This is a genomic window from Bacillus sp. AFS012607, assembly GCF_002558005.1.
Lineage (GTDB): Bacteria > Bacillota > Bacilli > Bacillales > Bacillaceae_G > Bacillus_A > Bacillus_A thuringiensis_S.
The window spans coordinates 27273-39926 of the sequence record NZ_NTVM01000033.1; the positions used below are offsets into that span (position 1 = coordinate 27273).

Sequence of the window (12654 nt, forward strand, 5' to 3'; positions counted from 1 at the left end):
TTACAGCATAGGCAAAACTGTATCCATTTTGGATGATCATTATATAGTTCTCTAAATGAACGTTTCTTACAATTCGGGCATATTGACGCCATGCTTTTTTCATTCTCTTCCTGACTTTTCAATTTTTCAAAAGATACATTAGCAGATGCTATATTACTGGTACACAATATATATCCCCCTTTTGAGTCTTGAAATCTTAAAAATACATAAAAAAGGACACACCTATGGCATATGTATGCGTAGGTGTGTCCTTTTGCAAGATAGTTTTAGAAGTATTTTGTTACTTTCATCATATCATAGTTCTTATTAATTTTATATATGAAATTTAAGATTTCGCGATATTATTTCTTCTTATATATAAACGTGACTCTCTTCTGTATAGAGTCATATGTTAATTTTGCATTGAATGATTTCCCTGTTTTTTTCGATATAAATCCTTTTATTGTATCCGTCATATTCTTTTCTAATAATTTGTTGATTTGACTAGCTGTAATTCTTTTTTCAAGTATCATTCCTGAAATAATGAAATCACAGAACTAAGTTTCAGGAAGCCCACTTCTTTAGAGGTGGGAGGAATGAAGTGTTTTTTTCTTTATAGAACATATGTTTATATTGTATAATATAAATAATAAAAAAGAAAGGAGTGACGGGCAATGACAAAACCAAAGAAAGATTGTTTTATTATAGAACTGAAATTAATTGTGGATACATGGCAAAAGGATATATTACTCAAACGTTTTGAAATTGCTCGTAAACTCTATAACAATACGTTATCTTACGCAACGAAGCAATATACACTCATGAAAGAAGCTAAATCCTATAGAAAACAATTACGTTGCTATCAGAAGGCAAAAAAAGCAAATCATCCAAAAGAATGGAAAGAAATCGCAAAAGAATTAGATAGCATTCGTCAATCCTTTGGATTAAGTGAATATCAACTTCATGCTTATATCAAAAAACACCAACACAATTACAAAAAACATATAGATAGCAATACCTCCCAAAAAATTGCTTCTACGGTTTGGAAAGCTATGCAAGACGTAATATTTAAAGGAACGAAAGCACACTTTAAACCATACGGAATGCTTCGTTCTGTAGAAGGAAAATCCAATAAAACGGGTATTCGATTCAAAGAAAACAGGGTCTATTGGAATGGATTACTCCTTCCTGTTCGTTTTCGTAAGAATGATTTATTTATAGAAGAATCACTCGCTCTTCATACGATAAAATATTGTCGTCTTGTCAAAAAAATGATTCGTGGAAAGGATACCTTTTATGTACAACTCGTGATGGGTGGCATTCCTCCTGCAAAGAGAATCAATAAAACAGGAGCCTTTCGACATTCCTACCAAAAGAAAAAGCGAGTAGGCATAGATATCGGTCCTTCTACGATTGCCATCGTTTCAGAAGAAACCGTTTCTATCCAACAACTTGCTCCTGATGTTCCTTTATTTGAGAGGGAAAAAAGACGTATATTACGCAAGTTGGATAGAAGTCGTAGAAGTACAAATCAAAACAACTTCAACAAAGATGGTACTGTAAAACGTGGCATCAAGCTACATTGGACATGTAGTCAAAACTATCAAAAAACAAAAAGTCTATTAAATGAGTTGTATCGAAAAAAAGCTTCTTATATCAAAGAAAAACATGGTGCATTGGCAAATAGCATCTTATCCTTAGGTGATGAAGTGTATATTGAAACGATGCACTTTAATGGATTAGCAAAACGTACAAAAGAGACAAAAACAAATCAACAAGGCAAGTTCCAATCCAAAAAGCGTTTTGGTAAAAGCATTGGGAATCATGCGCCTGCCATGTTAGTGGAAATTATCAATCAAAAATTGAAGTATGGGAAACAAGAGATACAAAAAGTAAATACGATAACTTTTAGAGCCAGTCAATATAATCATGTTACAAATAGTTATGAAAAGAAAAAACTCCATCAACGATGGAGTCAAATCGGAAATCATCTCGTACAACGAGATTTATATAGTGCCTTTTTATTAATGAATAGTGATGTAAATTTAAAACAAACCAATCAAAACCGTTGTATACAAACGTTTGATATCTTTTTAAAGCTACACCATCAACATATAGAATCCTTGCAACAAACAAAGAAAAAATACCCACTCAGCATGGGTATTCTATAAAATAAGGAATCATTCCTTCGTAGGTAGAGCTACCTACCTTCGTTAAAACTTATCTACACAACATCAGTTGTGTAGATAAGAAAGTCTTATGGAACAGAAGATAAATCAAAGATGTTGTACACAGAACATAGCAATACCATCTGTGGAGAGCTTTGTAACGCTTCTTTCAAGTACATAAGAACCCCACCGCTTTAGCTGTGGGAGTAGTCAGAGTCCTTCTTGTATTGTTCGCCGCATGGTCAACATCAGGTCGTTGCAGCAGTTTAACAAGGATTTGTAATTGTTCAGCATTTTCTTGTTTCACCTTATAAGCTGGCTCATAAATTAAAGGTAAGTGTTCTAAACTAAACACTTTGTACTTTGGATCCATCTCTTCTGGATTTTTTAATTCCAACAGATGCCCACGGCACCAACTGACAATATAATGATCATTTTCATAATAACCATAATAAGGTTTGCTACCAATGTACTTTTGTGAGTGACGGAATCGTGGCGATTTCATAATTTCATTGGCCACTTTTGGTTTTTCGGCAATAAATAACGTTTTCCCCATAACTTTCTCCTCCTTAAACAAAAAAGGACACACCTACGCTATGGTTCTGCGTAGGTGTGTCCTTTTGCAATCTGATTTTTTAGTATTGAATTATTTATATCATAACATTGCCTCTATTTATATACAAATAGAATCATTGTTCAATGAGACTTCTAAATATCTATTGGTTTGTTTAAACTTCGCCATGATTTTGCGATGTGCCAAGCGTTTCCCCAATTTCAAAACATTTATTGTTATGTTTTAACCAGCAGATCGTTAAGTAATACGAGGACTTATAAGACATTTCAATACATCTATTGTTATGTTTTAACAGTGAACAGGGTCTATACATACAGATACCTTATAAGATTTCAATACATCTATTGTTAAGTTTAAACCCCGATAATATAAGGGTGCTTAACAATGGTTATTGCGACAATCCTTTGTATATCAACAATATCCTGCTTTTTTACCAGCAAATTAATGTATCGTGTAACGGTCTTTGTGTTACACCCTTCAAAGCATCCAGGATGCTTATGTATCAATGTTTTTTTAACATTCGATACTACCTTATGGAGCGTTTACACTTGGTAAATTCACCTTGTATTACTTCTCCATTTATGGCGTGGAAATCCGCCAAACTACTTCCTACTACGTTATTTAATTAATATTTTCCATCTGCTCTATATACTGTTCTTTATATTTTGTTAGATTTAATTTTTCTTGTAACTCCAATTGTTTTTGTATTACCTTCTCAATATTGTATATAGAAATATTTTTTGCAGCATTGTAGTCTGCATGAACTTTAAAACTACAATGCTGACATTCAAAGGTAGATTGATCTTGCCGATTATTTTTGTGGATATACCCACATTCACTACATCGTTGACTTGTATAGGATGGGTCAATTTTCACCACTTTAATCCCATATTGATTTGCCTGATTCTTGATTTTTTCCTGCAAATCAAAATACGTCCAATTTTTTAGGAATGTTTGTTCTTTACTTATTCCTTGTAAATCCTCTAATTGTATAGTGCCACAATTATATTTTAAACACTGTTGCACTATATAATTGGCATACTTATGATTCGTAGCATTTCTAAACTTGGTTATTTTATCATTTAGTACCTCAATTGGTTTAATTCGTTTTTTACGACCTTTACCTATCCTATTTTCACTACAATATTTACCTTGACGTAATAAACTTATACGTCTGTATTCAATTTTTTTTCGAAAAGCCTCAATTTCTTCTCCACTAATTGCCCCTCTCACCAAACCTTTATTATACGCAAAATAGAGAACATTTATTTTCCCCATATCAATGCCCATAATTAATTCTTCATCAAATTTATGCCCCTCTTTTTTAGTTGCCTTATAAGTAATAGATAAATACCATTTATTTTTATGTTTATGGAGCATGCAAGCGCCTTTGGAGTATGTACTATTAATTAATCTATCTAAAATTACCTTCATACTATTTTGTTTTCTTGTAGATAATTTCACTAAGATTTTTCCATTTGGTAAATCATTCTCTTTAATAAATTTTGATGAAAAAAGGGATACGTTTGCGAAATAATCACCACTTTTTTCTTTTATTAACTGTATGGAGTTCCCATGGATGTCGATTGGTAGATCGCTTCGAAATGAAGGAATGGACATCTCACCCCTCCATATTTCTTTTTTTCTACTATTCCAGTTCTTAAGTGATTTCTGTATAGTAGTGGACATATTAGCTTTATTAATATCTTGATATTCTTCTCTTAACTGATTATAAATATATCCACTTATAGTTTTCTGGGTACATCCATATAATTGTTGAGCACTTGGATATTCGCCAGTCTCTTTAAAGTGGTTCAACGATAGATTGTCAAATTCCCATATTTTTTGTATTGTTCTATTCCCAATAGTTCTAGATTGATATGAAAGTGTACGTAAATATGTTTCAAATGCTTTCCATTCTACATTTACAGGACAAACTATTTGGTATTTCATTACTTTTACAGCTATGCTCAAATATGTCACCTCACCGTTATATTAATCAATACATCAATATAACCGTTTTATTAAAAAATATACTAAGCAAAAGGGTACATTTCTGTTTAGCTTTTATCCTTATTTGTGCTACATAAACATATAAACCAAAATGTAGTACCATGTCCACTCGTAAATGAACTAATGTTTTAATATTTAAAGAAAAGACGATTTTTTATCATAAATGTAAGGATATTCTTCTAATTTAAAAAATTTCCATATAGATATCCATTCGACAATATATAACAATTTATAAATTAATATTGTGTTATGATATCGAAGGATTTATCTACAGTAGGAGGAACGCATAGATATGTTAAAAAAATTATCAGTATTTCTTATTGGTACTTTGCTATTATTTGGTTTAGCAGCCTGTGATAGCATAAAATCGGTAACTAGCAATGTTACAGTAGGAAAAGTAATTGAAGAATTTAAGGCTGCAGGGCTTGAAGCAGAACAGCCTAGTGATCTACCGGAAAAGAATTTGGGAATACTAGAAAAGATGCGAAACGCATTCTTGTTCCAGCACTAGGAGAAGATAGTGGCGGTAGAATATTTGAGTTTAAAAACAAAGAGGATCTTGAACAAGCGAAAAAGTACTATGATGATTTAGGTAACGGTAATCAAATGTTATTCTCTCATACATACGCAAAAGATAATTTTCTTTTACAAATGAATGGTGACATGGAAGATGCCCAATTTAACAAATATAAAGAAGTGATGGACAAAGTAATTAAGTAAGTTAAGGAATCCGCTTTCATTTATCGGAAAATATGGTATGATTGTATTTGGATGGTAGTCCGTATACATCTTATTAAATTTAAAGTGGTTATCAAGTCGAAGAAAAGGCACTCAAATGAGTGTCTTTTTTTATGGACAAAGTAACGCGAATTATATTATAAATATATAGTAATTATAAGATAAATAGGTGAATATCATAATTAATTTTGAGCCATTAAGTCCAGTTATGAATGACATAGCAATCAAACTTGCCATGGTACTATTTATACCGTTATTCCTAGCATTAGTTGTCAAAGTGATACTTATGAAATTTATGAAAGAGTCGATTGCTGGCAGAATTGCAAGTCTATCTCTATTATTTTTCATGTACTATGTATTTATATTTGTTACAGGGTAAACAGGCACCTTAAGGTGTCTGTTCTTTTTAAAAGCTAGAATCAAGGTAATTTCTTAATTTCATTGGCCACTTTCGGTTTTTCTGCAATAAATAACGTTTTCCCCATAACTTTTTCCTCCTTAAACAAAAAAGGACTAACCTCGCTATGGTTCTGCGTAGGTTTGTCCTTTTGCAATCTGATTTTTTAGTATTAGATTACCTATATCATAACAGATGATTAACTACATTTTATATTATTTTCTAGATACACACTTATACTGTATTTTAATCAAGGAGATCGAATTTCAATTTGACAATTAATTCTTCTAATCGTATTCCCGTAATATTACAGTAATCTTTTAAATCAAACCATATTCTATCCCATGGATCCATTTCTTTAATCTCGCATACAGGACCGCTACAATTTGTAATAAAATAGTCTTGGAATGGTTCGGTAATTAACCTATACTTTTTTAATTCATCTATGTTTTTACCCATTTGATCACTATTTAAATTTAAAACCCCTTGAATCTCATCTAATAATACAAATCTTCCATCCAACCGTTCGAGCATTGTGCAAAACACTATTCTTCCTTCTGGAATAATTTTCATCAATGTTTCATTAACTATGAAAGTTAACGCCTCTATGGTTCCCTGCAATTCTTCCTCACTATTCTTCCATTTTAACGCATTATTTATTGCTTCCAGAGAATTCGGTCGATAAAATTCTTGATTCTTTGTTATATCTGTTATTAATTCCTGATTCATATCATCAAACAGATTTTTAAATTTCGCTTCATGTTCCGCCTTCATTTCTTGCATTTTTTTTACGGTGTAAACTTCGGTGTTATCGGTAGTCTTATGATGTTCATAGCACAATAGCATGAGGTTTGATAACGCTCTTCTATCTTCATTTGTCATATTAGGGTTAAACCTTTGTCCACCCTCATTAGCTGCTTCAATATGACAAATTTGAGCTATGTATGTACCATCCTCGTTCACTATTTTATGCGGACAGCCGGGAAAAGCACATTGATTACCTGAAAAAATATAAAGTTCCCTTAGTACCGGATCAAGAATTTTAAGCCGTTGCACTTCTTCTGTCATATTTCTCCCTCCATTACAAAAATAATAAAACCTCTAAAGTAATATCCTTAGAGGTTTTATTATATCTTAATACTAAGATTAATAATCTATTTCTATAAATTTGCACTTCATTTTTAGTTTAATTACTTTTCTTTTTCATTACAAAATCTTTTGGGTTTCCTTTTAATTTGTAATACTTCATGTTAAGACGAATAGCTACTATGGAGATTACTAAAAACCCTATTACATATAACATGTCTCTTTCTCCAATTCTTATTGTTTTGCGAACTTATTCTGTAAATACTTCACATGTTTCTTTTCAATACCCTTATCCGTAATGTTTGCTCGCAACATATTTTGATAAATATGTTGGACCTCATCATTTGTTAGTTGCACCTCAGTGTATGATTCAATACAACTTTTTAAGTCGTTATAATATAGGGCGTGTTTACCTTTAGAATGAACATCTACTCTTTTTAAACTGCATTTTGGATGAAATGCTGCTATAGAGATGCACGGCAGCTGTTGTTCCATCACCCATTCAATTGCTTTTATATGTTTATAATTTTGGCGAAATGGATTTTGAAACGAGGATTTCTTTCTAAAAATACCCTGTGTCCACCTTGCCGCTTTCTCACTTCCATAGATCCATCCTTCATAGTTCTTTGTCTCTACAACAAATACACCAGTTTCAGCAATAACAATATGGTCAATTTGCGTTGTATCACCGAACTCCGTATAAACCGTAACATCATGTAACACGCGATAAGTTTCAGAATCCAACTTGCTCAATATACGGTTCACTAATTTCTCTCCGGCTTTTCCTTTCCATTTCGGTACATGTTTTTTCACAACAATATTCAACGGAATCAGAACCGCAATGAGAATTAATTCAAATATCAATACTTTCATAATAGAAGCCCCCCTTTTACACCCTTGCGTTTCTGCGCATTAAACGATATACATGCGTTTCTAATCCTAAAATAAAATATGAGATACATAAGCCTTTTATCACCATCTCTACGAATCCTAATGCTAATGAAACAAGGAGCCCACCCCGAAACTGAAAAGGTCTAGTCACTCTTCGATTTACTGGTTTTTCAATGACGCCAAAGTTGGCCCAGGTAGGCAAACGTTTTTCCACATTTTTCACGGTACCCATTAATCCGTATTTTAACGATAGAATGAAACATCCGATTAATAAATAAACAACAGAAGAAAAATAGATAGATAGGCCTATTACGAAGCATGTCAGTAACCAGCCTATTAATATAGAATTTCGCAAAGCAATATATTCTCGATTTCTATTCAATACAAACAGTCCTTTCAAAATTAATAAGGTTATTTTTATTTGGAAAATATTTACATTTGTTTATAGACATGATATGATACGTCTATATTAATTTAAGAATTAGCCTAAAAAGGATTGTGATAGACATGTTAAAACTTGTAGTAAATAATACCGGAACAGAACCAGAAAGTGATTCAGCTTCTTCAAACTATTTCACCTGCAAAGACTGTGTATATTATCTTTCAAAATCAGATTATTGCAGTCTACAATTAGCAGCTGATTCAAATAGTCCCCTTATTCCTTATGAGTGTGGGAATTTTGAGGAAACCTATGAAATCGGAACGGAAGATCCATTGAATTCACATATTCATCAACGACTTCGTGAAGAAAAAGTACAAATGCTAGCTGAAAATTATCCAGCACAACCTTCTATTGATCCAATTCACAAAAACGCAATATGGTATAGAACAGCAAATTATGGTTGCTGGATTGTAAGTGATGCAAAAAAACGCTTTGCACTTGCAGAACAGGTTCCTTTCGGTGATAATAATGTGTCATCTAAAAAATACGCATCTCCTTTCCCTTTACATGACCATGATGCAAAAGAAAGTATCAGGCACTATATGTGTTGGTACGTAAATGAAAAAGGAATTGGCGAATACCATCTTCTTATTGGTGGTGTCATCATGAAAATTGCAGAAGGAGTTAAGAAACTTGGATTCAATTACTAATCGTATCTACAAGAAAAGAATGTTAGAACATACCATACTATTTAGTTTGGTACAGCTGGTACCACTGATCATATCTACCGGTATCATATATATATTGCTAGAACTTACTGATACGGAGTGGAAAACCTGGTTTAGTTATGAAGGAATCTTTGTAATTATTTTTCTTATAACGAGGTTCCAGGTATTTCAGAATAAGAAAAGTATTATTTCTTTAAATCAACACGAAAAATGGTTTTCAAAGTTAAATATCTTCTTGGTCTCTATATTGCTAGTATTATTTGCATCCATACCAACTCTATTAAAAATTGCTTTCATTCTACAAATGACTGTTATTCTACTTCTACTAGAGTACCTTTGTTTGTATATTGATCGTTTACCGATACATAATTTATATAGAGTACAAGAGATCATTTGTGATAAAAAACAACTCAAAATTGAACGAATTATTCCAAACAATGAGGAACACGGTACTCATACAATTAAAACAAGGGATGAGCAATACTTTTTATATACCGCTGTGTATTTGAGCGGCATACTATCGCCAATTTCAGAAGAAGTATTTGAAGAATATGAAAGAAAGAACCTAATGGGTAGATAAAAGGTACTGAATGTAGATTCAGTACCTTTTCTATCTTAATATATAGTTCTTTACATATTAGCAAATAGCCATGGAGCGAGTACGGCTAACATACACAGCAAACAAGATCCTGTTATGACACGATTGGCCCAACGGTAATATTCCGGCTGTTTTGTACTCTCATGAATTCTTCGTAAACGAATTCCTGCAATTAACATAAAGGGTGTAAAAATAAGTGCTGTTGATTTAAACAGGTCTAAAAAATCCGTAAAAATGTTCATAAACGAAAATACATCCGAACTAAATAAGAAATATACACTTAATCTCATCGCCATCATACTAACGAACGAGAAAATCATACTCCCTGTTGCCCATTTCATCCATTGACCATTCTTTGTAATTAATGCCATAACCATGACAATAACGCCTAATACGAATGAAATAGAAAAGATATTGACTCCTACTTTAAAAGCCGGCGCATACAATCCTTCAATCTTTTGTATGATTGATGATCCAAATGAATCATCTTTCTCTGTTGTTTTCGTTCGATTGTTTAGTCCATCTTTAAATGATGACGAAACATCATTTCCTTTTAACTCATTAAAATCTATTTTTACAGAAGCTTGAGCTGCTTGTAATGGTACTAGTAATAAAATCATCAGAACAAGCGTGCATAAGACTCCTATTATTCCTTTGTCTCGTTTCATCACACATCACCCGCTAATTTTGGTTTGATGCTCTTTAATTTGATTTCATTTCCTTCTGCAGCATAATAAAGATCTGCGGCATAATAGATATTTGCCTTTGTATATGCCCCCATAATTGCATTTGCAATTTCTTCTTTTTCTACTGCCACATATGTTTCATTTTCATTGTAAAACTCAATTTCAATTCGGTTAATATTATTATTTAATACTGTAATATGCAATTCTTTTAAGCTATCTAAGCGATTTCCTAATCCACACACCAACTTAAATACTTTATTTGCAATTGTTGGTGGTTTTACATATGTCGTATTAAAATGAATCGTTTCATCATCTATCACACCATCTTCCTCGACTTCACACGTCATAATGAAAGAATGATTTTGTTTTTCAATTTCTTGTTGACTCAACTTGCGATCAATGACATACTTCACGCTTGTTGACAGGTTTTCTATATATTCATCCAGTTCGGTATTTGAAATTTTAACCTCTGAGAATTCCGGAAAAATCATGTAAGCGTGTATATTAGAACTACTTTTACTTACACGTAATACCTGGACTTGTTTCTTTTCATAGCGCACCGTTTGTTCTAATTTTTCTACTACATTGTTACTTATGGAATTAATTTTCATTTACATTCACCTTTCAAAATTGTTATTTTTTCAACTCAAAAATATTTTTTACTTCATATAATCCTCATGTTTGGATTTAATCTATTTTAAGCATTGTAATATTACGAAGAGTTCTCAATTCCCCTGTTTTAAGACTGTTAATCACTTGAATCTCAAAACATTTCAATATTACAATGACGTACAATGTCTCATTATAGTCGAATATCCTTATATGGTGAATCATTCTGTCCCACTCATTTGTACAAAAATAAAAAAATGTTTTATTCTTGTACAAATGAGTGAGAAAATGCTGTATTTCATGCTATTTAACTAAGAAAATACAACTAGGAAATAGATTATATATTCCCTAGTTGTCTATTACTCCATTCAACTAGTGTATAAGAATAAGGTGAATCGACCTCTAATTTCATATACAGTAATTGATTTTTCGGTAATATCTCTCCCTCTGTATGAATCCAATAACGCTTTTTATTAGACATATTTATGACACGTGTCAGTCCTTGTTCTTGTTCTATTACTTTTGCAGTCCACCTCACAAAATCCATATCTCCAACATCAGCTACTCCTTGTTGAACAGGAAAAACGTGTTCCGTTTCCTGTGGAATTGAAACATATTCTTGTTGTGGATACATGTCCTCATATTCTAATAATTCCACTGGTATATCCTCATCACTTGGAAAAGGAATATCATAAACAGCCTCAGGAGTGGGAGTATGATGAAAATCTTCAGCATACTCCACTTCTTCTATATCCTCATGTTTTAACCTGTCACTCTCTTCCTCACCCAGATTCTTATGAACAGATGTAGCAACTAAATCATATATACTTGCTACATCCTTTTCTAAGGCGATCTCTTTTGTTGGAACAGTAACACGCTCTTGTTCCCTTCCAATAGGTTTATTTTCTCTTGGGCACCAATAAACGGGGCGTTCCACCGGTTTATTTTCCATTTCTTTTTTCTTGGCTTCTTCCATTAGAAATTTTTTCTTTGAATTACGAACTACCAAAAACACATAACAAAATAGACCAATAAATATTTTTGTAAACATAATATTCCCCTCTCGATCATCCAAATAAATCAAACTCAAACTGTCCATCGATTACTTTGTTTTTTCGTTTTCCTTTCTTTTTAGAAGAATCCGCTTCAACAATAACTGAATGCCAGAATGTGATATCTTGTTTTTGTACAAGCATACGCTTATCAGTATTCAGTGTTGTTAAAGCTCGAATGACACCTTCTATTTCTCCATCTATTTCAAGTACATTCTGCTTCACTCGAACTCCAGGTACTCGCTCTTTTTTAATACATTCAACAGCCCTTTGTACAAATTGAGCCTCTTTCATAAATGCTACTTCCATCGTTTCTGGTAATTTCTCTACCCAATTCGTGAATTGAATTTCAATTGATTCAAATACAGGCGTAATGACATTACCGATGTTTGCAAGAACACGTTTCGATTCATCAGATGCTGCTTTTGTCCATTCTTCTGTCGAACCCTTTAATTGATTTCCACTCTTTATGTTTCGAATTAATAGAGTCTGTAGATCTCCAGTATCACCAAGCATTGCATTTAGACCATCGCTTGTAGCCTCACCGTTCATTGCTTCAGCAGCTTTATTCTTTTGAGCAATTAATTGCGCCATCTGCTGTTGGAACGTTTCTCGGTATCCAAGATAGAAGGTCCTACATTGCTTAGTTTGGCCAATACGACAGTGTCTTCTTGCTGCCTGATTCAACGCGAATAAGCTAAATGGTAATTGATAAAATATCAATGTAGGTGTTGCAAGTAGTCGGGTAAGTCA

11 protein-coding genes and 4 pseudogenes are annotated in these 12654 nt (G+C 32.6%); 5 read left to right on the forward strand and 10 right to left on the reverse strand.

Annotated features, from left to right (window positions below):
* Window positions 1-341: 341 nt before the first annotated feature.
* A pseudogene (locus CN409_RS27340) lies at window positions 342-533 on the reverse strand (topoisomerase C-terminal repeat-containing protein); the annotation flags it as partial.
* 120 nt (window positions 534-653) lie between these two features.
* On the opposite strand from CN409_RS27340, the gene CN409_RS27345 reads away from it, so the two are divergent.
* Window positions 654-2150, forward strand: coding sequence for a hypothetical protein (locus tag CN409_RS27345; RefSeq protein ID WP_097891353.1), 1497 nt, complete (start codon window positions 654-656; stop codon window positions 2148-2150).
* Window positions 2151-2376: 226 nt separating this feature from the next.
* Here CN409_RS27345 and CN409_RS27350 read toward each other — a convergent pair.
* Window positions 2377-2703, reverse strand: a pseudogene (locus CN409_RS27350) (type IA DNA topoisomerase); the annotation flags it as partial.
* Window positions 2704-3342: 639 nt separating this feature from the next.
* Entirely contained in the window at window positions 3343-4695 is a 1353-nt protein-coding gene (locus tag CN409_RS27355; RefSeq protein WP_044306872.1) for an RNA-guided endonuclease TnpB family protein, read from the reverse strand.
* A gap of 331 nt (window positions 4696-5026) precedes the next feature.
* Between CN409_RS27355 and CN409_RS27360 the strand changes: the two are divergent.
* Together CN409_RS27360 and CN409_RS27365 are read left to right on the forward strand one after the other, a co-directional pair.
* Window positions 5027-5454, forward strand: a pseudogene (locus CN409_RS27360) (stress protein).
* Between the two features lie 187 nt (window positions 5455-5641).
* The gene (locus CN409_RS27365) at window positions 5642-5851 is read left to right on the forward strand and encodes a hypothetical protein (RefSeq protein WP_080339916.1); all 210 of its coding nucleotides are present in this window, start codon (window positions 5642-5644) and stop codon (window positions 5849-5851) included.
* Between the two features lie 264 nt (window positions 5852-6115).
* Here the strand turns inward: CN409_RS27365 and CN409_RS27370 are convergent, their stop codons facing one another.
* The 3 genes from CN409_RS27370 to CN409_RS27380 form a co-directional block, all read right to left on the reverse strand.
* Window positions 6116-6937, reverse strand: coding sequence for an HNH endonuclease (locus tag CN409_RS27370; protein WP_052508619.1), 822 nt, complete (start codon window positions 6935-6937; stop codon window positions 6116-6118).
* Window positions 6938-7189: 252 nt separating this feature from the next.
* Window positions 7190-7828, reverse strand: coding sequence for a nuclease-related domain-containing protein (locus tag CN409_RS27375; protein ID WP_097891354.1), 639 nt, complete (start codon window positions 7826-7828; stop codon window positions 7190-7192).
* A 16-nt stretch (window positions 7829-7844) separates the two neighbouring features.
* Window positions 7845-8228, reverse strand: coding sequence for a hypothetical protein (locus CN409_RS27380; protein ID WP_080000448.1), 384 nt, complete (start codon window positions 8226-8228; stop codon window positions 7845-7847).
* A 125-nt stretch (window positions 8229-8353) separates the two neighbouring features.
* Between CN409_RS27380 and CN409_RS27385 the strand changes: the two genes are divergently transcribed.
* Window positions 8354-8938, forward strand: a complete 585-nt coding sequence (locus CN409_RS27385; protein ID WP_097891356.1) for a hypothetical protein — start codon at window positions 8354-8356, stop codon at window positions 8936-8938.
* 19 nt (window positions 8939-8957) lie between these two features.
* Entirely contained in the window at window positions 8958-9536 is a 579-nt protein-coding gene (locus CN409_RS27390) for a hypothetical protein (protein WP_080450890.1), read from the forward strand.
* 50 nt (window positions 9537-9586) lie between these two features.
* Here CN409_RS27390 and CN409_RS31595 read toward each other — a convergent pair whose 3' ends face one another.
* The 4 genes and pseudogenes from CN409_RS31595 to CN409_RS27410 all read right to left on the reverse strand — a co-directional run.
* Complete coding sequence (locus tag CN409_RS31595; protein WP_141442451.1) at window positions 9587-10222, reverse strand: hypothetical protein; 636 nt, start codon at window positions 10220-10222, stop codon at window positions 9587-9589.
* Window positions 10222-10851, reverse strand: coding sequence for a hypothetical protein (locus tag CN409_RS27400; RefSeq protein WP_044306877.1), 630 nt, complete (start codon window positions 10849-10851; stop codon window positions 10222-10224). Before CN409_RS27400 ends, CN409_RS31595 begins: the two co-directional genes overlap by 1 nt.
* A 335-nt stretch (window positions 10852-11186) precedes the next feature.
* Window positions 11187-11900, reverse strand: coding sequence for a transposase (locus tag CN409_RS27405; RefSeq protein ID WP_097891358.1), 714 nt, complete (start codon window positions 11898-11900; stop codon window positions 11187-11189).
* A 16-nt stretch (window positions 11901-11916) separates the two neighbouring features.
* A pseudogene (locus CN409_RS27410) lies at window positions 11917-12642 on the reverse strand (DEAD/DEAH box helicase); the annotation flags it as partial.
* Between the last annotated feature and the right edge of the window lie 12 nt (window positions 12643-12654).

Coding starts and splice junctions, on each gene's coding strand:
- CN409_RS27385 (WP_097891356.1), top strand. CDS start 8,354: ATGTTAAAACTTGTAGTAAATAATACCGGAACAGAACCAGAAAGTGAT.
- CN409_RS27345 (WP_097891353.1), top strand. CDS start 654: ATGACAAAACCAAAGAAAGATTGTTTTATTATAGAACTGAAATTAATT.
- CN409_RS27400 (WP_044306877.1), bottom strand. CDS start 10,851: ATGAAAATTAATTCCATAAGTAACAATGTAGTAGAAAAATTAGAACAA.
- CN409_RS27390 (WP_080450890.1), top strand. CDS start 8,958: ATGTTAGAACATACCATACTATTTAGTTTGGTACAGCTGGTACCACTG.
- CN409_RS27405 (WP_097891358.1), bottom strand. CDS start 11,900: ATGTTTACAAAAATATTTATTGGTCTATTTTGTTATGTGTTTTTGGTA.
- CN409_RS27375 (WP_097891354.1), bottom strand. CDS start 7,828: ATGAAAGTATTGATATTTGAATTAATTCTCATTGCGGTTCTGATTCCG.
- CN409_RS27370 (WP_052508619.1), bottom strand. CDS start 6,937: ATGACAGAAGAAGTGCAACGGCTTAAAATTCTTGATCCGGTACTAAGG.
- CN409_RS31595 (WP_141442451.1), bottom strand. CDS start 10,222: ATGAAACGAGACAAAGGAATAATAGGAGTCTTATGCACGCTTGTTCTG.